At 40.7% G+C, this 20,970-nt stretch carries 21 protein-coding genes; all 21 read right to left on the bottom strand.

Annotated elements, in window-relative coordinates; genetic code table 11:
- Positions 1-231: 231 nt before the first annotated feature.
- The 21 genes from PDL71_RS03960 to PDL71_RS03860 all read right to left on the bottom strand — a co-directional run bounded on the left by PDL71_RS03960 (position 232) and on the right by PDL71_RS03860 (position 20,822).
- Positions 232-954: a lycopene cyclase domain-containing protein gene (locus PDL71_RS03960; RefSeq protein WP_407525646.1), complete on the bottom strand. Its 723-nt coding sequence runs from the start codon at positions 952-954 to the stop codon at positions 232-234.
- A gap of 5 nt (positions 955-959) precedes the next feature.
- A complete protein-coding gene (locus tag PDL71_RS03955; RefSeq protein ID WP_407525643.1) occupies positions 960-1,442 on the bottom strand; it encodes a beta-carotene hydroxylase in 483 nt (160 codons plus the stop codon).
- Positions 1,439-2,131, bottom strand: a complete 693-nt coding sequence (locus PDL71_RS03950) for a carotenoid biosynthesis protein (protein WP_407525640.1) — start codon at positions 2,129-2,131, stop codon at positions 1,439-1,441. The genes PDL71_RS03955 and PDL71_RS03950 overlap by 4 nt, the downstream gene beginning before the upstream one ends.
- Positions 2,132-2,135: 4 nt before the next feature.
- Positions 2,136-3,620, bottom strand: coding sequence for a 1-hydroxycarotenoid 3,4-desaturase CrtD (crtD, locus tag PDL71_RS03945; protein WP_407525637.1), 1,485 nt, complete (start codon positions 3,618-3,620; stop codon positions 2,136-2,138).
- Entirely contained in the window at positions 3,607-4,146 is a 540-nt protein-coding gene (gene idi / locus PDL71_RS03940) for an isopentenyl-diphosphate Delta-isomerase (protein WP_407525634.1), read from the bottom strand. Before idi ends, crtD begins: the two co-directional genes overlap by 14 nt.
- Before the next feature lie 101 nt (positions 4,147-4,247).
- The gene (locus PDL71_RS03935; protein ID WP_407525631.1) at positions 4,248-5,084 is read right to left on the bottom strand and encodes a phytoene/squalene synthase family protein; all 837 of its coding nucleotides are present in this window, start codon (positions 5,082-5,084) and stop codon (positions 4,248-4,250) included.
- 11 nt (positions 5,085-5,095) lie between these two features.
- Positions 5,096-6,568, bottom strand: coding sequence for a phytoene desaturase family protein (locus PDL71_RS03930; protein ID WP_407525629.1), 1,473 nt, complete (start codon positions 6,566-6,568; stop codon positions 5,096-5,098).
- Between the two features lie 15 nt (positions 6,569-6,583).
- Positions 6,584-7,084 carry an RNA polymerase sigma factor gene (locus PDL71_RS03925; protein WP_407525626.1) on the bottom strand — a complete coding sequence of 167 codons (501 nt, stop codon included), beginning with the start codon at positions 7,082-7,084 and terminating at the stop codon, positions 6,584-6,586.
- Positions 7,085-7,268: 184 nt separating this feature from the next.
- A complete protein-coding gene (locus PDL71_RS03920) occupies positions 7,269-8,153 on the bottom strand; it encodes a MerR family transcriptional regulator (RefSeq protein WP_407525624.1) in 885 nt (294 codons plus the stop codon).
- Positions 8,154-8,287: 134 nt separating this feature from the next.
- Positions 8,288-9,469, bottom strand: coding sequence for a glycosyltransferase (locus PDL71_RS03915; RefSeq protein ID WP_407525621.1), 1,182 nt, complete (start codon positions 9,467-9,469; stop codon positions 8,288-8,290).
- 26 nt (positions 9,470-9,495) lie between these two features.
- Entirely contained in the window at positions 9,496-10,242 is a 747-nt protein-coding gene (locus PDL71_RS03910) for a tyrosine-protein phosphatase (RefSeq protein ID WP_407525619.1), read from the bottom strand.
- A gap of 1 nt (position 10,243) precedes the next feature.
- Positions 10,244-11,173: a GDP-L-fucose synthase family protein gene (locus tag PDL71_RS03905; RefSeq protein ID WP_407525616.1), complete on the bottom strand. Its 930-nt coding sequence runs from the start codon at positions 11,171-11,173 to the stop codon at positions 10,244-10,246.
- Positions 11,173-12,285, bottom strand: a complete 1,113-nt coding sequence (gene gmd / locus PDL71_RS03900; protein ID WP_407525613.1) for a GDP-mannose 4,6-dehydratase — start codon at positions 12,283-12,285, stop codon at positions 11,173-11,175. Before gmd ends, PDL71_RS03905 begins: the two co-directional genes overlap by 1 nt.
- A 35-nt stretch (positions 12,286-12,320) precedes the next feature.
- Positions 12,321-13,079, bottom strand: a complete 759-nt coding sequence (locus PDL71_RS03895; protein WP_407525610.1) for a glycosyltransferase family 2 protein — start codon at positions 13,077-13,079, stop codon at positions 12,321-12,323.
- Positions 13,076-13,633: a WcaF family extracellular polysaccharide biosynthesis acetyltransferase gene (locus tag PDL71_RS03890; protein ID WP_407525607.1), complete on the bottom strand. Its 558-nt coding sequence runs from the start codon at positions 13,631-13,633 to the stop codon at positions 13,076-13,078. The genes PDL71_RS03895 and PDL71_RS03890 overlap by 4 nt, the downstream gene beginning before the upstream one ends.
- Positions 13,630-14,778 (bottom strand): glycosyltransferase family 4 protein, encoded by a 1,149-nt coding sequence (locus PDL71_RS03885; protein WP_407525604.1) that lies wholly within the window; start codon positions 14,776-14,778, stop codon positions 13,630-13,632. Before PDL71_RS03885 ends, PDL71_RS03890 begins: the two co-directional genes overlap by 4 nt.
- A 14-nt stretch (positions 14,779-14,792) precedes the next feature.
- The gene (locus tag PDL71_RS03880; RefSeq protein WP_407525601.1) at positions 14,793-16,169 is read right to left on the bottom strand and encodes a hypothetical protein; all 1,377 of its coding nucleotides are present in this window, start codon (positions 16,167-16,169) and stop codon (positions 14,793-14,795) included.
- The gene (locus PDL71_RS03875; protein ID WP_407525599.1) at positions 16,166-17,326 is read right to left on the bottom strand and encodes a glycosyltransferase family 4 protein; all 1,161 of its coding nucleotides are present in this window, start codon (positions 17,324-17,326) and stop codon (positions 16,166-16,168) included. The genes PDL71_RS03880 and PDL71_RS03875 overlap by 4 nt, the downstream gene beginning before the upstream one ends.
- A 14-nt stretch (positions 17,327-17,340) precedes the next feature.
- Positions 17,341-18,516, bottom strand: a complete 1,176-nt coding sequence (locus PDL71_RS03870) for a glycosyltransferase family 4 protein (RefSeq protein WP_407525597.1) — start codon at positions 18,514-18,516, stop codon at positions 17,341-17,343.
- A 10-nt stretch (positions 18,517-18,526) separates the two neighbouring features.
- Positions 18,527-20,266: an FkbM family methyltransferase gene (locus PDL71_RS03865; protein WP_407525594.1), complete on the bottom strand. Its 1,740-nt coding sequence runs from the start codon at positions 20,264-20,266 to the stop codon at positions 18,527-18,529.
- A gap of 10 nt (positions 20,267-20,276) precedes the next feature.
- Positions 20,277-20,822 (bottom strand): hypothetical protein, encoded by a 546-nt coding sequence (locus PDL71_RS03860; protein ID WP_407525592.1) that lies wholly within the window; start codon positions 20,820-20,822, stop codon positions 20,277-20,279.
- Positions 20,823-20,970 lie beyond the last annotated feature (148 nt).

Genomic DNA, 20,970 nt, shown 5'->3' with positions numbered 1-20,970 from the left:
AGGACAAAACGAATCCACCCTCCGGTAAGGTCAAAATCCATAAGCCATGAAACAAGGAAAAAGTTGAGGAGCAGGTGTAGAAGAATTGCAGCAGCCCTAAAAGGGGTATTGTTCATTTATCGTAAGCAACCACTGTTTTACCAACGTTTGCTGATGCAAAGATATTACAGAATCTGAGGAGATTTCAAAACAGCGGCGCAAAATATTTTTGCAATAGGGTTTCTGAAATATTTACACCGGAAACGGAGACTGGTGTTTCAGTTTTTCGTATAGTACAATATTCATAAACACCAGCAGCATCCCGTAAAAAATATCTTCCACCGGAATATGATGCATAGGCCATGGCAGAAAAGAAAAAATACGGATGCCCAGGTTTTCTGCATCGTTGTATAACACAACAGGTATGGCGGTTAAAAAACCATTCACAATTAAAAAAGGAATAACCGTAACGGCATATGAAACAAGAAAAGAAGAAGCATCAAAACCACGGAACCATTTGGGCAAGAGCAAGACCAATGTTATAAACAACACATTGAACAAAGAAGTATAAAACGTATAACTTCTTTCTGTATTTAATGCAGCAGTAATGATAAACAACAATACCAAGCTCCACAGAAAAGGCTTTCCCCAGTTACGTCCGGCGATGGATGGGAAATAAGCACGCATGCAGGCATAGATAAACACACAGCAGTAAGGAACTACAAAGAAGAAAAGAATTTCTTCCAGCGGCAATGAAAAGAATTTTGAGCCAATGATATACTCATCGTTAAAACTCCACACACCGCCTCTGGTTTTAAACACATCCCACACAATAAAAAACAATGCCGGTAAAACCATTGCAGGAAACAGGTATTTCCACTGTTTGTAAAAAGCTACTTTCTTGTCAAAGCTCAGCAGTAAAGGACCTGCCAGCGATGCACCAAGGATGAGAAAATAAATATAGTGGTGATTCAAGACGGCTATTTAATATGGGGATTGAGTTGCTTTTCCTTCCGCACTTTTTCCCAGTACTTTTTGGCAACGAAGAGCATACCAAAACTTTCACCATCCTGTTTATCCATATGCTTATGATGCATCTTATGCGCCCAGCGGATAGCACGTACATAGGTACTGTTCCATCTTGAAAAGATTTTAAACCGCTGGTGAATGATGATGTCGTGTACAATAAAATAAGCCAGGCCATACATGGCAATACCGGCACCAATACTCACTACCCAGTATACGCCGTTCATTAATCCCAGCATAATGCATAACCAACTGGGAATGGCAAAGATTAAAAAGAAGGCATCGTTCTTTTCAAAGAAATGACCACGGGGCTGATGATGATCTTCATGCAGATACCACAGGAAGCCATGCATAACATATTTATGGGTGAGCCAGGTAATACCTTCCATGATAAAAAAAACAGCAAAGGCCAGCAGGATATAGAATAACAAACTCATAAAAATGTTCTGAGGATTAAAAAAAACATCAACTGAATCAATAACAAATGTACACCGAAAATGTTCTGCTTCTCAAACCGCAGTAAACGGAACAGCAACAGCAAAAAAGCACTGACCAAAAACCAGCTCCAGTAATTTTTGAATGGAATACTGCCATCGCCCAGCCATTGCCAAAAGCCGAGTTTCACTGCTACGGGCTCCATTACCCAATCAAAAAAGGTGGCCAGCAGTGCCCCATCCAGTACAATGGCCCAGAAACCAACATTGTTACGCACGGGCATATCATCATCTTTCAACCGGTTCCAGATGGCATTTAAAACAATCTGAACGCTTATACCACAACAGTACATGATCACAAACCAGTTAACACCGATCATTAATGGAACACCTTCCCATTTTACCCCTAATGGTGACAAGTATTGATACGAACCAAATAACAATTGATAATTCACACCAAGGTATTCTGTTATAATTCCGGTTATAAAGCAGATAAGAGCAAAAAACCAGAAAGATAAATTTCTATCCTCCTGTGTCCACAGCACTAATGCAAAACTCACCATCAGGTTAAGCGGTGTAAGCTGTGTAAAAAAATCTTTATTAACGAATAAGATACCCAGCAACCCGATAGTATGAAATAGTATTGCAAGGTAAAGTGCGGTCTGTTGTTTCTTTTGAATCAATCCGGTCATTCAACTATGATCTTTTAAAGTCCTGTGCCACCAAATTACTTACAATCTCTGCACTTTTAAAACAAAGTGGGATACCGCCGCCGGGGTGCACACTGCCGCCGCAGAAATACAATCCCCTGATATGCGATTGAAAATTAGGATGCCGCATAAAGGCCGCCATTTTACTGTTACTGCTGGTTCCATATAAAGCACCGAGATAAGAACCGGTTCGGCTTTCAATGGTAACAGGATCTAATGTTTCTTCCGATTCAATAGCAGCACTCACATCTTCGTTCAAAACAGTTGAAAGTTTTTGCACCACCCGTTGTTTTAATTCTTCTTTTAACTGTTCCCAGTTTTGTTTGGTATTTGCAGGCGCATTGATCAATACAAACCAGTTTTCTTTTCCTGCAGGTGCCTGTTCTGCTTCCATTTTAGAAGTAATGTTTACATACACGGTTGGATCATGAAACAACTGTTTGCGTTGAAAGATGGAAGCAAACTCTGCTTCATAATTACCGGAGAAGAAAATATTATGCAGATGCAGTTGCGGAAATTCTTTGTTCATACCCCAATAAAAAATAACACCACTGCAACTCCGTTCCTGCTTTAATACTTTGCGGGCTTTACTCTCATCCCTGAGCAACTGCTGATAAGTAAAATAAACATCCGCATTACTTACAACTACATCGGCAAAATAATTATCAGTGCCGGCCACAATTCCTTTCACACGACCCTGGTGATGTATAATGGAGTCAACAGGTTGGTTCAAATAAAAACGCACTCCCTTCTTTACAGCAAGAGCATATAAAGCATTGGTAATACTGATCATGCCACCTTTAGGATAAAACGTGCCTTCATTCAATTCCAGGTGGGGAATCAAACTCATCATTCCCGGTGTTTGATAAGGATTACTGCCATTATAGGTGGCAAACCGATTGAACAACTGAACCGTTTGCGGATTAGAAAAATGTTTTTTGTTATACTGGTGAAGTGTACTGAACAAATAAGGAAACCGCACACTCTTTAACGCTTTGATGATGGAGGGCTGCAACCATGTTCTGCGTTTGTGCAACGAATGATTTAAAAAAACAGTGCCGATGGATTGATACAGTTGCTCACTTTTGGAAAGATAGTGCAGCAGCGCTCCTTTCTCTTCGCCCATTACTGTCTGTAAGGCTTCATCAAACACATGTGCATCTGTAGCTGCATCCAGTACCTTACCATCATCGTAAAAATAACGGCAGGAAAGAGGTACTGATTCATAGTGAAAATAATCATGGATGTCTTCACCTGCATCATGAAACAGGCGTTCAATATTCTGCGGCTGTGTAAACAAAGAAGGACCTGCATCAAACCGGAATCCATCTTTTTCAAGAAGTGATAATTTACCGCCGGCATAACTGTTGCGTTCAAACACAATGGTTTCAAAACCCTGTACAGTTAAACGAACAGCGCTTGCCAACCCTGCTACTCCACTACCAATAACAATAGCTTTACGCCGCTGCATGTATAAAATTATTTTTTTGCATCCACTCCCTTAACAAAGGAAATGCAATCTTAAACCATTCTGTGTACAGATGAGGCATTGTTTCCAGTTCCACTGCAATTGCATCTATGCTTTTGTAATGTACTGCACTTACTTCTTCTTCATTAAGCACCATCGCTCCTTCATACAAACCAACAAATACATGATCAAATTCATGTTCCGTTAATCCATTATCAAACGCCGCTTTGTAAGTAAAGTGAAATGCTTTTTCAACCGGTGTGGTAAAACCCAACTCTTCCTGCAACCGGCGCAGGGCTGCTGTTTGTACTTCTTCGCCGGGATTGGGATGAGAGCAACAGGCATTGGTCCACAAACCGGGACTATGATACTTTGTCAAGGCTCTTTGCTGCAGCAGCATCAAACCATCTTTATTAAATAAAAAAACACTGAAAGCACGGTGAAGCAACGCCTTTTCATGGGCTTCCATTTTTTCCATCACACCAATGGCTTCATCCTGCTCATTCACTAAAATTACCTGCTGCATCATTGAAAGTACAAAGAGTTTTTATTTGAAATGTTTTGTTTCTGTAAATAATACCGCCGCCAATGAGTACCGGCGGCGGAAATAAAAAAGAACGTTGGATTTTATTACATCAGGTTTAACGAGTTGCGTACACCTGCACGCAACAGAATCATGGCTTTACCATAATTAGGAATACGCACCCGCTCGTTCATAATTTTTGCCGGTTGCATTTTTTTAATCTTTTTAAAGAGCGACAGGTAATATTTAAATGCCACATATACACCAAACCTTGCTTTCATAGGCAATTGTAAGATTCCTTCGTACGCATGGTCAAAATCTTTCTGTATATCGGCTTCAATTTCTGCTTTCTGGCGGGTAGTGAAATTAGAAAAATCAAGCCCGGGGAAATACGTACGGTTGAGGGAGTTGTAATCTGCTTTTACATCTCTTAAAAAATTCACTTTCTGAAAAGCGGCTCCCAAAGATTGTGCATGTGGCTTTAGTTGTTCATACGCTTTTGTATCGCCCTCAAGAAATACGTAGAGACACATCAACCCTACTACTTCAGCACTGCCATATATATACTCGTTATAAGATTGCTGATTGTATTGCTTTTGATCAAGATCCATTTCCATGCTTTTGAAAAATGCTTCAATCAATGAATGATCAATTTTATAAGCATTTACCGTGAGCTGAAAACTGTGCAGGATCGGGTTGAGGCTGATACCACGTTCAATGGCATCATAGGTTTCCAGTTTAAAACGACGCAACAGTTCTTCTTTATCATGCCCGTGAAATGTATCTACAATCTCATCGGCAAAACGTACAAAGCCATAAATGTTATGGATAGGCTGGCGAAGATCCTGGTGTAACAACCGGATGGAAGACGAAAAAGACGTGCTGTATCGCTCCGTAGTCATACGGCTGCACAGTTCGCTTACATCATGGAATAATTGCATCATACGCTTTATGATTAGTTGTGAAACTCTTTATGCACGAGCCCTGCCACCACTTCGCCACTGATTAATGCAGGAGGAACGCCCGGACCCGGCACTGTAAGCTGACCTGTATAATACAAGTTAGCTACTTTTTTGCTCTTGCACGATGGTTTTAAATTCGCTGTCTGCAACAACGTGTTTGCTAAACCATAGGCATTGCCCCTGAATGCGTTGTACTCCGTTTTAAAATCAGATACGGAAAATGATTTTTTATAAATGATATCGGATGCAATCGTTTCACCGGTACGGGCTTCAAAACGTTTAACAATCTGTTGGAAATATTGTTCTCTTACTTCCTCAGAATCTCCGTTCAAGTCTGCAGCCACCGGTATTAAAAAGAACATATTTTCACAACCTTCCGGTGCGCCGGAAGGATCGGTTACGGTTGTAACACTTACGTAAAAAAGCGGATCGGTGGGCCACTGCGGATGCGTATAGATTTCAGCACCATGCTTTTTGAAGTCGGTATCAAAAAACAACGTATGATGCGGAACATTTGAAAGTTTCTTATTTAACCCAACATAATATAAGAGACAGGAAGGCGCCATCACCCGTTTCGCCCAGTAAGCATCAGAATAAGTTCTGTAAGCGGGTTCCAGCAGTTTTGTCTCTGTGTGCTGATAATCGGCACTGCTGATAACCACATCTGCTTCTATAAGATTGCCATCCACCACCACTCCTTTTGCCTTGCCATTGACTACTTTTATTTCAGATACATTCTGATTAAACAGGAATTCTACCCCTTGTTCTTTTGCCAAACGGTACATACCATCCACAATACTGTACATACCACCCTTGGGAAACCAGGTGCCCAGTTTTACATCGGCAAAATTCATAAGGCTGTACAGTGCAGGTATATGATGCGGCAATGCTCCCAGGAAAAGCACGGGAAATTCCATCAGCTCAATCAATCGTTCGTCTTTAAAAAACTTACGTACATGCTTGCTGATGGAAGTAAACACATCCAATTTGAACAAGCCTTTTACAAGCTCTGCATCAAAAAACTCTGTAACGGAAAGACCGGGTTTAAACACCAGTTTGTTAATACCTACTTTGTATTTATAAGCAGCTTCGGACATAAAAGCATCCAGCCGGGCGCCACTGCCGGGTTCTAACTGTTCAAAGGATTGTTTCAACTGCTCATAATCGGCAGCAATGTCCAGTACATCTTTTTTAAAGTAAACACGATAGGAAGGATCCAGACGTGAAAGCTGGTAATAATCGCTTACCTGTTTATTAAATTGTTGAAAGTAACGTTCAAACACATCGGGCATCCAGTACCAACTGGGACCCATATCAAATGTAAAACCGTTCACCTCCATTTTGCGGGCACGGCCGCCGGGGAGTGAATGTTTTTCCAATACAGTAACCTTCCATCCCTGTTTAGCAAGAAAAGAGGAAACTGCCAGACCGGAAAAACCGCTTCCGATTACAATAGCAGTAGGCACAAATAGAATGATTGTTTAATTACGGCTGATTTGTTCTTTCAGCAATTTACGGGCAAAATGAATGCGGCTCTTGATGGTTCCTAAAGGCTCTTCAAGTGCTTCTGCAATTTCGTGGTATTTAAATCCTTCAAAATAGAGCATGAAAGGATTTTTGAAAATATCGGGGAGCTGATGTACCGCATTCTGAATTTCTTTCAACTTCATACTTGCTTCTGCATCATTGCTCACAGTTGCCTGTTGATAGTTAATAAAAAAGTCATTGGGAGTAGAGTCAAAAATGGTGTTCTGTTTTACACGTCTGCGGTAGTTGTTGATGAAAATATTACGCATGATAGTGTACAGCCACGCTTTGATATTGGTACCCACATTGTACTTGTCTTTGTTAGCCAATGCACGAAACATAGTTTCCTGTAACAGATCCTTAGCGGTTTCGTTATCCCTTGTAAGCGTGAAGGCAAACGGCTTCAGAAAATCGGTATTGCTAACAAGCATTTGGTTGAACTCTACTGTTGACATGGCGAATAATGTTTAATTATTGACTCGTCAAATTTAAACAAACTTATTCCAAACTACCAAGGATTTTGTTTAATTTTTTTCTTAAAAAGTAAAACACTTTAAACCAGCCAGTTATAAAAAAAGCCGCCCTGGGGCGGCTGTTATAGCTTTTAGTTATGACGATTTAAAGGGAAAAACCGGTGGTTTACTGAAGCGAACCGATAAACTCCGTGGCTTCTGTAAGAGATTTAATAAACCGGATGGAACCGCCCGGGGCTTTTTTATCGAAACTGCTGCTTAAAAGCCCTGAAATCATGATGGGAGTATTGGGGAACCTGTTCTTGAGATTGTTGATGAATTTCTCAAAGTTGAATTCCTTCATTACCGTGGTAAGATGGGTATAGATATATTCAGGTTTTTTAAGATCGGCTACAAACTCCAGGTCAGATAAAGGCACATTGGCGCCCAGGTAAATAGTTTTTACGCCACGGCTTTTGAGCAGATAATTCATGAACAAAAGTCCCAGTTCATGGTGCTCGTTTTCGGGCATGAATAAGAGCACCGTTGTCTTTAACTCCAGTGGTGTAACAATATTTTCAATTCCAACAATAATCTTTTGACGAATGATATTGGTAATGAGATGCTCCTGGGCAGGGTTAATATGATCTGTAAGCCATAAAATTCCGATACGCTCTAAAAAGGGGAATATAATATAGGTAATGGCCTTTTCAATACCTCTTGTTGCAATAAACTGATCCAGCACTTTTTCAAACTCATCAATATTGAGATCAATCATGTGCTGTATGAGGTCATTCACAATACGTTCCTGCTGCGCCTGGCTACCCGACAAAGACAGGAGTTTTTCCCGCAGTTCCTCATTCTTCATCCGGTTAATATGCGAAATCTTATACCCGTACTTATTAAGCAGGGAAATATTGAGAAGCATTTTTAACTCCTGGTTGCTATAGTAACGGATATTGGTAGCGGTACGTTGTGGTTTTAAAAAAGTGTACCGCTGCTCCCAAATACGGATGGTGTGGGCCTTAATACCACTTAAATTCTCCAGATCCTTTATTGTGAACTTGTTCATACCTCCAATAATACACCTCGAACCTACAAAATGTTTAAAAAATAAAAAATAAAGACTTGATACTTATGAGATTAGGGCCTGGGGTGATAAAAACCGGGGAAAATTGGTTTTCAGGCTGATAGAGAAGGCTGTGCTTAGTTTTCAGCTAAGTAAGAGTGGTAGATAGATTTTAACCCTCCTGACTGCTGCTCCAGGGAGAGCTGCTGCTGTGCATAAGAACGGGCACGGGTACCCAACGTATGACGTAGTTGCGCATTTTGAACAAGTTCCTCAGCAAGTTGAAAGAATTCTTCTTTCGTTTCAAAGAAAAAGCCGTTTTCATGGGCGCCAAACAATTCTGCAATACCCCCCACTCTGGCTGAAAGAACCGGTTTGCCCGCCGCCATCGCTTCCATTACTGAAACAGGAGTTCCTTCATTTAAAGAAGTAAGAACAATGAGGTCCAGCCCTGCATAAACAAGATCCATATCGGTACGCCAAGAGGTAAAAACAACAGGTGCTTCCTCATTTATATTTTGGTCATCGCTTGTAAACTCAATCTGCTTTTGCTGCAATAAAGTTTCCAGCTTTGTTCGCTCTTCACCATCGCCCACAATAAAAAAACGCATGGGCATTTTTATGGCAGATGTATGTAACAAATAATCAACAAGCTCTATAAAAAGGCGGTGATTTTTAATAGGCACTAATCTGCCCACAATACCGATGGCAACAGTTTGCGCTGTTAAACCATAATCTTCTCTGAACCGTTGGCGGCCTGCACCTGTTTCATCAAACATATCTGCTGTTTCCAAACCAAGCCGGTTGAGTACGATCTTATCTGCCGGTGCAATACAATACACTTCAGTAAGATCATTCATCAATTGGCTGTTAATGGCAATTAGAAAACTGCTTCTTTTTGCCAGCCATCTTTCTGCTTTCAAAATGAAAGAAGTAACAAAACGGCTAAAGTAAGAGTGAAATACATGCCCGTGATACGTATGTGCAATTACGGGCACCTTGCATTGTAAAGCTGCCAGGCGTGCTAATACGCCGGGCTTAGAACCATGTGTATGTATGATTTGCGGTTGAAAGGAGCGGATCTTTTCTTTGATCTGAAAAAAAGCTTTCAGATCCTGAACCGGTTGAATAGCCCGCCTGATGGATGGAAGTATTTCCACACGGAATCCTTTGTATTTCTGCAGCAGATAAGCTGCTGATTCTTCCTGTGGCAGCGGTTCACCGGCTAATAAAAGAATTTCAAAATCATTGCTTAACTGATGTGCAACAGCCAATGTATTTACAGCCGGGCCACCAATGGAAAGGCGGTTTAAAACCATTAAAAGTCTTGGTTTGGGAGAAGGGCTCAGAGAGTAGGATTTAAAATTTTTCCACTTTGGAGCAAGGCATCAACTTCTGCCATGAGTAAGGGATGATTCATGGTTTGCAGGTGACGGATATGATGCAGATCAGTGCCAATTAAATCAACCATCTGTTCTTTTACCAGCATACGTGCTGTTTCCTGAACTGATTTTCCATAATAACCCAACAGGGAAAGCAGGTTTACCTGCAACAAACAGCCCTGGTCTTTAAACCGTTGAAACACTTCTTTTTTATAATGATAAAAACTGTAGCGTTCCGGGTGGGCCAGTACAGGTTGATAACCTGCAACAATCATTTTAAATATGGTATCAGCAAGATCAGCAGGCGGACTCACAAAAGATACTTCAAATAAAACCCAGTTTTTATGAAGCGTCAACAGTTGTTCCCCCTGATCAATCCGTTCAGGGAACTGTTCATCTACAAAATATTCAGCAGCAGCTTTAACAGTTACATTCAGTTGCTCCTCTTGCAATCGCTGCATTAATAATGTATGCGCCTGTTCAATGGTTTGCCTTGTGTTAGGATATAGATCAGGATAAATATGCGGAGTGGTAATAAATTTTTGAAACCCCAGCTCCATCATTCCCTTAATTAATTGAACAGAAGTATCAAGATCGGGCGCTCCATCATCAATGCCCGGTAAAAGATGCGAATGCATATCCGTATGCAAACCGCTGTAATTACCTTTAAAAACAGGCTCGCTTGGTTTTCTTTTAAATAATCCGAACATCTTAAAAAGGAAGTGATTTAATTTCCTGGTACACTTTTTCGATTCCGTTCTTTAAATCAATACGTGCTTTCCAGCCTAATGCATGAATGCGTGAACAATCAAGTAGTTTTTTGGGAGTGCCATCCGGCTTTTCTGTATTAAATACCAATTGCCCTTTATAACCTGTAATCTCTTTTATTAAAACAGCCAGGCTGCTGATGCTTAAATCAGTACCGGTGCCGATGTTTATGAAACCTGCTTCGTTATAATGATGCATCAGGAAATAACAAGCTTCAGCCAGGTCATCTACATGCAGAAATTCACGCATGGGTGTACCGCTTCCCCATATTTCCACCTGTGGCTCACCGTTACGTTCTGCCACAATCATTTTCCGTAATAATGCCGGAAGCACATGCGAGTTGTTTAAATCATAATTATCATTAGGCCCGTATAGATTAGTAGGCATGGCCGAAATAAAATTAGATCCGTACTGGCTGCGGTAGGCATCACACAATTTCAGTCCGGCAATTTTAGCAATTGCATAAGGCTCGTTTGTTTGTTCCAGTGTTCCGGTAAGCAGGTACTCTTCTTTGAGTGGCTGTGGTGCCAGTTTAGGATAAATGCAGGAAGACCCCAGGAATAAAAGCTTTGTTACACTGTGTTGATAAGCTGCATGAATAATATTGCTTTCAATCATCAGGTTATCATACAAAAACTCTGCACGGTATGTATTATTGGCTACAATACCACCTACTCTTGCTGCTGCCAGGAAAACATAATCCGGTTTATGCTCTCTGAAAAAACGATCTACTGCTTCCTGGTTTCTTAAGTCGAGTTCAGTAGATGTTCTTAATAACAGATTCTCAAACCCTTCTGCCTGCAGTTTTCTTACAATGGCAGAACCCACCATGCCCCTATGCCCGGCTATATAGATTTTTGCTTTCGGATCCATTACTCGTATTGATTTGTTGACTGAAAACCTCCTTCCCTTAAATGTCGCTCCCGTTTAAACAGTTGAATATCGGAAGCCACCATTTCTTTAATCAATGCAGGCAAATCATATTTTGGTTTCCATCCCAGTTTGGTTTGTGCTTTAGTGGGATCGCCAATGAGCAAATCCACTTCAGTAGGGCGATAGTAGGCAGGATCAATGGCCACCACCTCTGTACCTGTTGTTAACTGAAACTCAGGATTAGAACAGGATACCACATAACCTTTCTCCTCTTCTTTACTGCCACGGAAGGCAACTTTAATTCCGGCTTCAGCAAAGGCCATACGTACAAATTCTCTTACTTCAGTTGTAATTCCGGTAGCAATAACAAAGTCTTCCGGTTTTTCCTGTTGCAACATCAGCCACATGGCTTCAATATAATCTTTTGCATGACCCCAGTCTCTTCTTGCATCCAGGTTACCGAGGTATAATTTATCCTGCATACCCATTGCAATTTTTGCAACGGCTCTTGTAATTTTCCTGGAAACAAATGTTTCACCACGCAACGGAGATTCATGATTAAAAAGAATACCGTTACAGGCAAACATATTATAAGCTTCACGGTAGTTTACAGTAATCCAGTAAGCATATAATTTAGCCACTCCATAAGGTGAGCGGGGATAAAAAGGTGTTTTTTCTGATTGAGGTACTTCCTGTACCAACCCATATAATTCAGACGTGGATGCCTGGTAAATTTTTGTTTTCTGTGTTAAGCCTAATAAACGAACGGCTTCAAGAATGCGAAGTGTACCGATCCCATCTGCATTGGCAGTGTACTCCGGCGTATCAAAACTTACCTTTACATGACTCATGGCGCCAAGGTTGTAAATTTCATCCGGCTGTACTTCCTGGATGATGCGGATGAGATTAGCACTATCCGTTAAATCACCATAATGAAGAATGAAATGACGGTTGTTAACATGGGGGTCTTCATACAGGTGATCAATTCTATCCGTATTAAACAAAGAGCTTCTGCGTTTAATACCATGTACTTCATACCCTTTCTTTAACAGGAATTCGGAGAGATAAGCTCCATCCTGGCCGGTAACACCCGTAATCAATGCTTTTTTCATTTATGCTGTTTTAATAACTGTTTTAAAAAACTCACTCAATTTTTATTCTTCCAGAACTCCTGCACTTTCACCAGGTACCGTGAATATAACCGCAGGTAACCTGAAGGCAGATTCTGCTCGGTCAATATCTTTTTAATTTCCCTGTTAATCTTAAGTGTGCTGCTTAAACCGTTCGTGCTTTTACCTCCCAGGTTCATCTTCACCAGCATTTGCGGAATGTAAAAGGAACGTAATGCGTTTACCTTGAGAAACCTTACCAGCAAATCAAAATCTGCAGCAATATCTAAATCGGTACGATAGTATCCATGCAAATCAAAAAAACGTTTGTAACAAAAGAAAGTAGGATGTGCCGGCATAAACCCACGGGTAAAAAGTCCCGGTTTAAAAATAGCTGAGGAGTAATAACGTACAATTTTATCAGGCCGTTCATTTTTTACAAAGCCCACATCACCATAAACACAATCAATTTGCGGCTGTTGGGCAAATGTTGCGGCAATTGTTTCAATGACCCGTTCATTTGTAAATACATCATCTGCATGCAGAATGCCTACCACATCGCCGGTGCTCATCTTAATTCCTTTGTTTAATGCATCATACATGCCCGCATCTTTTTCAGACACAAAACGGGAAAGTCGATGAGCATATTTATTTATTACATCCACCGTACCATCTGTTGAAGCCCCATCCACAACAATGTATTCAATGTTGCTATAGGTTTGATTGAGTACAGAGTTGATGGCCCGCTCAATCGTCTGCGCCCTGTTATAAACAACAGTGATAATTGAAATTTTCATGATTGCCTGAATACCCGTTCTTTTACCGGCAATGCCGGATTGCCACTATGAATCTTAAATGCCTCTAAATCTTTTGTTGCTACAGAGCCGGCCGTTAAAACGGCATGTGGCGCTGCCGTTACACCCGGACCCACAATGGCTTTTGCACCAATCCAAACACCCTGTTGCAACATAATCGGCTTTACCATCAAATTAAATTTTTCTGATGTGTAATCATGATTACCGGTTAACAGGTAAGCACCTTGTGATATACATACATGATCATCAATCGTAACTGTTGTTAAATTATCAATCCATACATGCTCTCCTATCCAAACATGATTCCCTACTTTGAGCAGCCATGGATATTTTATTTGCACGCCGGGTTTAATAACAACGCCTTTACCAATACTTGCACCAAACAAACGCAAACACCAGGTACGAACAGCAGAAGACAGATTCCAACTGCATTGTACCAGCAGCACACTGGTACAATGCCAGAGCATCCGCACCGCAACAGAACGGCCTGGCTTATACCAACTGTTGTTATATTGATCTAGTCTTGTTTGCATCATGAAGCAAAACTATCACTGAAAAGAGAATAATAACGTTTCAGCACATCGGTATTTTTAAATTTCAGTTCAGTATAGCTTTGAGTGGCTGTAACCTGCTGGTTAAATTCAGTAGCGTCCATTGACGCATACTGTTCAATAGCTTCCGCTAATTGTAAGTGCATTTCCTGTTCTGTAACGGCCTTACCACATCCATAAGATTCAATGCCTGCAAATGGTGTGTTAACAGAAGTAATGATAGGCTTACCTGCACTTAATGCCTCAGCTAATGCATGCCCGAAGTTTTCACTTTTACTGGGCAGGATAAATACCTGGAATTGCTGCATGGCATTGCTCAACTCCTGTGGCGGCAGTTCACCATGATAATGCATTTGCACATTTGCAGGAAGCTGCTGTGTCATGGCCTTGCATTGTTTCCAGTAAGCTGCATCTTTAACAGGACCGTAAATATGCCACTCTACTTTTGCCTGTACGTGTTGCAAGGCTTTAATCACTTCCAGATGATTTTTCATAGGGCTGATGAGTGCAATGCTACCCAATATTAATTCGCCTTTCTTTTTTTCAGGCGCCGGCAAGATGCTTAACAAGTTTGGCAAATTGGGTGCTATAGAAATACGAACATCATTTCCCATTTTAGAGCGGATAAAATTGGCTTCTGTTTCATCGGTAGCATGCCAGTGTATTTTTTTGGGCAAGCCAAGCAGCTGAAACAAAAACAGAAAAGGTATTTTCTTCCAGGTTTTTTGTGAGAGGGCTCCGTCATGCAGCATCCCTCTTGGCGCCACAACAATAGCAGCTCCAACAGAACGGGCTACTAACAAAGGAAGGAAATTGAAAAACAAAGAATAAATACCATTGATATAAATGATACCCGGCGCTGCATCCATTATCACTCTTTTCAATTGCAGTATTTGACGCCAGCCATACTTCCAGTAGAACACACGGGCTTTCTGCTCCCAATCCATCCATTGGTTGATGCGGATGCCGGGGAGCGTTTCACTTGCACCCATTTCATGTGGTTTACACACAACGGATAGTTCAAATTCTTGATGCAGTGCCCTCACCAGGTTAACTACGGATTGTGTGGGACCTCCTGCTTTATAGGAAGGATAAAAATGATCGTAAAAAATAAGAAGTTTTGTCTTCACAAAAAGTAAGGAACCTATAAATTCAAACGCATACGTTTAAATACCCAATAACAAACAGCTACAAAAAGGCCGTTCTTAATAAAGGAATTTAAACACATGAGTATATCTGTTTCAATTTGTATGGAGTTCAGAAACAATACAGGAAACCAGAGGATGAGTGTAGGTCTGCTTTTTACGCTGTTCATCAGGATTACAATGAGCAGCGAAAAGAACAGGCCGTACAAAAACATAAAGAATATACCGCCCTGCACCCCATAATTACCATACGCCTCCCCCATCGGGCTGATGTTCATACTCACCCCTTCAATACGAAAACCTGCAAAACGCTCCATGTTAAACTGACCGCCGGCCATGGGTTTATCGGGCCATAACAATCGTGGCACGAAGGTGGCCGCCAGGGATACGAATATTGTTTCACCCTCTGCGTACGGAGCATTTTTCGGAACATGATCCAGCACTTTTCCAACAATCATTCCCTGGTTAAAGCGGTTGATGGTAGGGAACATCGCTTTGATATCAGCAAACTGATCCAGTTCTGTTAAACGTCCGCTTATAAGATTGAAAAAAACTTCCGTTTTTGATTCTTCTCCTGCACCAATACCTCTCCAGGTAATATCCCTGAACTCGGCTTTGATACTTTGAAGTAAGATCACAGCAAACATGCCCACAATGGCAAGGGAAAACTTAAGTGAGTTTTTGATTTTAGTACCTAACAAGGCTAATTGTATGGCCAATAACATCACATATACCAACTCTCCAAACATTCCCTTGGCAATAGCCTGTACAAAAATTACAATTAGACCACCTATGAGAAACCATTTCCTTTGTTTATGATCTGAAAAATAACTGTACAACACTCCGATATAAAACAACAAGCTGAGCAGGTAAACTATGTATTGAATCTGCCCCGTAACAAAATCACGGAAAATATTAGGTACAAAACCAACCAGCATGAGCAACACACCGAGGTTACCTCTTCCTTTCAGATAAGCTCTTACATTAAACACAGCCCGTTGAAAGCGCTGTTCATAAGAAGGCATGAAGATGGGAGGCAATTTCATACCTACAGTCATTGCAATAATTGCCGGCAACATAAAGCCATAATAAACATCAGCCGAAACAGTCATATCATATTTCAACGCAATAACCAGCGGATCATCATTGAAATTATGATACACCACTGCAGGCATAAGCACACATTGAAATAAGGCCAGCAGGATGGGGATATCAAGAATGTTGTAAGTACGTCCAATAGAGTCAATAAAATCCAGCAAAACATATATAAATAAACCGATGCCGATCAACTCCTCTATACGAATACTTTCGATCGTTGAAGCGAAAGCAACAGCAATGAAAGCAATTAATCCGTATATGCCTTTATTCCATCTCATACTGCTTCTTCCACACATGCAGCTATCTGCTCATGCGTAAACTGTTCAATAATTGTTTTGCTTTTTAAACTCATTTGTTCGCAGGCACTTTTTTGATCCACAAAACTAAGCATTGCCTTTACTAATGCATCTTTATTCTGAGCTTCAAATACAAAGCCATTTTCTTTTACAAGATCGGCTGCACATCCGCATTTGCTGCTTACAAGAACCGGTCTGCTGCAAGCCATCGCTTCGTTTACACTCAATCCCCAGGTTTCGCCCGGCCCTGCTGATGGAAGCACAAACACATCACCCAAACGGTACACTACGGGCATTTTCTGTTGATTTTGAAAACCAAGCAGGATCACCCGTTCGTCCTTTGCGGCAAATTGTTTCACCTGTTCTTTCAGCACACCATCTCCCACCATAATCAAACGCAGTTCTTTATTTTTTATGCTGCAGAATGCTTCTAAAAGCAACAGCGGGTCTTTCTTGGGCTCCCATTTACCTGCAAATAAAAACACAAAACAATCGTTATCGATACCTAATTCTTTACGCCATTGCTCTGCCTGCTGTTCGTAATTCAAAGCAGGTTGTTCATAAAAGCGTTCATTTTCTATTGCATGCGGCGCATACATCAATTGAGAAGTAAGTAACCCATGTTTGAGATAATAATCCTTATTGGCTGCACCTGTGTACAATGCAACATCTATATGACGGTACACCCATTTTAAAAAAGAACGGCGTAATAATTTTTTAAATGAAAAGCCTTCAGGTTCATCCAATAAAGTTGAATCGCCACGAAATACTATTTTTTTCTTACCGCTGAAAAAACGCAACACTTCCAAATGACTTTTAAAACTCCATCCAAATACCAGTAATGCATCAGGGTTGTATTGTTCAATCTTTTGAATAAGATCTTTATTTTGAATGCCTTTAAAATGACCGGCTCCAGGTTGTGCAGAAACGTTTTCTACAAATTCTTTATCATATCCTTCCAGCAAGGGAATATCCCAGGAAAAGGATTTTTTGAAATCAGGGTCATACACCTGACCTTGTTGTGTTTGTCCCCATGTATAAAAAACTTTCAGTTGCAGCTTGTTTCGTTCAGTAAGCAGTCGGAACAAAGGCGCATTATACTGTATGGGGTGTGAAGTGATGATGGCTAATTTTTTCATACAACGGACATCTCTTATAAAGACATAGCAATCTTTTGCAGTAGCCTTTCTTCTATTGCTGCTGCAATCCTTTCTAATGAAAACTCGTTTATGTATGCCGACGCCTGCTTGCCCATTTTTTGGGAAACTGCTCTGTCAGAAAACTTCAACAATAGCTGCTGCAATTGCACGGTATTACCTGACTCAAATACAAAACCGGTTGTACCACTTTTAATAAGATCCGGAGCACAACCGCATTGATCCGACACAATAACGGGTCGTTCACAAGCCATTGCTTCATTTATGGAAAGACCCCATGTTTCGCTTTTGCTGGGTAATACAAATACATCACCCGTTCTGTAAACTACCGGCATGGCCGATTGATTTTGAAACGACTGAAATATGATACGGGGATGATCGGCAGCAAGAGATTTTAATGATGCTTCTTCTTCTCCATTACCTACGAGGAGTAAATAATATTGTGATGATGGCAGGTTCTTATATGCATTGATGAGCAGATGCAGTTGTTTCACTCCATAAAACTTACCGGCATATAAAAACACAACTGCTTCATCAGGGATGCCCAGTTGACGACGTTGTTGCAATGCTTCTGTTTCTTTTGCCGGAGCATCAGTACTGAAAAAATTATTATCAACAGCATGAGGTGCAATCAGCACCTGTTGAGGTTTTAAACCACTGAACAAAAAATAATCCCTGCTATGGGTACCGGTTGCAAAAGCCATATCTACTTTTCTGTAAACAAACCGAAGCAACCATTTTTTCAATAACCGTTTCCAGCCGGACGGTTGTTGTAATAAATGCGAATCACCACGAAAAAAAAGCAGCGGCTTCCCGCCCAGCTTTTGCATTAATAAAAAATGGCTCCACAAACTCCAGCGGTAAATCAATACCGCATCATACTCTTCCTTTAAAAGACGGCGGTAAAGACCTTTATTAACGATGCCGAAAAAACGATTGGAGTCTGGAGCCTTTGTTGTGCTGTTGATGAATTCGTAATCATATCCATCCAGCAAGGGCACATCCCAGTTACGTTCAATTCCAAAACGTGCATCATACACTTTATCTCTTGACTGTCCCCAGGTGTAAAACACTTTCACTGCAACCCTGCCACGACTGCTGAGCACCTTAAATAAAGGTGCATTGTACTGAATAGGGTGTGTTGTAATAATGGCAAGTTTGGGAATATGCACTTCCTGTTCTTTAAAATTCCACTCCGTTTACACGAACTTTCTCTGCTGTTTGTAATCGTTGTTTCACAAACTCTATATCCCGGATGTAGATAGTATTGTTTGCCCCAAAGGTTTCCAATAACGTTAATTGCCTGCTGTATGGTTCATAGGCATAAGGCCGGAAACCTGCTGCCAATAAATCAAGATGAATCTGTTTTTCATCAAAATCATAACGGTAACCGGAACCATTCAATTCAATGATAATGGCTTTTAAGCGATGATCAGCTATTGTTTGCTTCATTCCTTTGAGCACAGCTGTTTCATAACCTTCCACATCAATTTTAGCCAGCAAAGGAACTTTAGCAGGATAAAACAAATCATCAAAACGCTCCACCTGCACCAGTGTTTCATCGGCCTTTTCCCAATCCGGAAGTACGTGATTCTCTGCATCGAGGTTATTGGAAAAACGGACTGTTGTTTTTACATCACCCAGCGCTACTGCATGCAGTTCTGTTTTTTCCTGGAGATGGTTGATGTTAATATTTTTCTTTAACCCGATCAATGTACTTGGCATCGGTTCAAACACGAGGCTTTTAGCACCTGCATGACCGGATGCAAGTACTGTATAACTTCCTGCATTGGCGCCAATATCAGCAAACAGATCTTCACTTCTCAGAAAATGTAATACAAAACCCATTTCAGCAAAATCCTGCAACCCTGTGTACAGGTTACCGGTGGCTCCTATTAAATGTCTGCGCAATACAAGCTTGGTTTTAGAAGTAAATCTCCATACCTGGTCATGTGCAAAGAAGCGCTGTGAAATTTGCCAATAGAAAAACCGTTTGTAATACTTCCATTTATTTCTGCCGGCCAGGGGGTGCTCCTTTATAAATTGAAGAATTTTTGTGAAGCGTGATACTGAAAGCCACTTAAAAGAAAAAAACAATGTATCTGTGGTGGGTCGTGGTTCTAAAAAAAATTCCCGTCTTATATTATTATTCAACCAAACACCACGGATAATACGTTTAGCAATTCCTTTCAGGCTTAATGTAAATTCCCGTTTTACTTTTGACATATTGGATCCATGAACAACATACACCAATGAAGGTTGCATTACCGGCTGCAGTTCAACACCATAAGTTTCTTTCATGCGGTCTTTGATCCATCCATGATCTGTAAAGAGATTAAAATCATTCCAGTCCAATGAGTTAAAATCAGGAATACGTACCAGGTCGCTCCGTAATACATGTGTTGATCCGTTGTAGTACCGCATATTCTTGGGAATACGGATCATGTAGCTGCTGCCTTCTTTAAATAAAAATCCTTTTTCAATATACCAGCCTGCAGGTTTCTGAGTTCCTGCAGCTTGATTCAACCGTTCAAAAAAATATTTTGTTATTCGGTCATCTGAATCAAAGGCCATGATATAATCTGCTCCGTTTTGTTTGGCCAGCATAGCGCCGTAACTCAGTTTACGGCCTTTATCCCAACGGCGTACCACCAGCTTTTCTGACTTAAACCGCTTCATTAATGCTTCCCGGCATTCAATAGCTTCATAGGTTTTAAATTCAAACGGAAATGGCACCAGTGTTAAACGGCTATCCGGCATTTCAAAAGTGGGCATATCGGTATACACTACATATACATGTATATGAGTATAAGTTTGATGCAATAAGGAATGCACCGTTTGATACAGTATTTCATTTTCTGTTTCCCAATTCTCTGACTCGCTTTTAGGACGGAAGGGTATAACAAGTGCAAACTGAAGCATCTTTATAAAATTATCGCTTGATGAAAACCATGGTTGTATTAAGAACTGATGCAGGGCTAACGGGAAAATGACCTTCAAAAACTATTCTTTGCCATTGTGCTGTATCCATCAGATCAGGGAAAGACTGCAGATAATAGCTGCGGTTCGCATTATCTAAAAGCAAAGCGCCATTTCTTTTAATTTTTCCAACAGCATGTTGAATACAGGAGGGTCTGGCACGGCCATCTACAATTACCATATCAAAAAACTGATCAGGATATTGATCAATTGATTTTACATATGCTTCAAAACTAAAGCCTTTATATTCATTCATACAGGAAAGATAAAGACCCGGATTGCCGCAATCGCTCGGGGTTGGTGAAACAGGCTCCGGCCTTGTAAGTTTATAAGAAAGATTCTTGATATTTTTTTCCTGTATTGTTTTTTGTACAGTTGCAAACCATGATGCATCATGCTCAACTGAATAAAGATGTTTTACTCTTGCAGCAAGGAATAAAGAAGAACCCCCTGAACCATATTCAAAAACGACCATCTCCCTGTGCAGCCATTTTTTCAAAAAGTCAATTGCTGCAGCCAGGGTATTTGCAGATCTACCGGTGATTGACCGGTTTTCTGAAGACGGTACCAGTAAAAAAAATGCCGTAAATCATAAATGAAACTCCGGAATTTCTTCTTAAAAAGTAAAAGCCGGACGGAGTAGATAA

The organism is Lacibacter sp. MH-610 (genome assembly GCF_045780045.1).
In the GTDB taxonomy this organism is placed as follows: domain Bacteria; phylum Bacteroidota; class Bacteroidia; order Chitinophagales; family Chitinophagaceae; genus Lacibacter.
The sequence above is the reverse complement of the archived record's forward strand: the minus strand, read 5'-3'. Positions and strand labels throughout refer to the sequence as shown.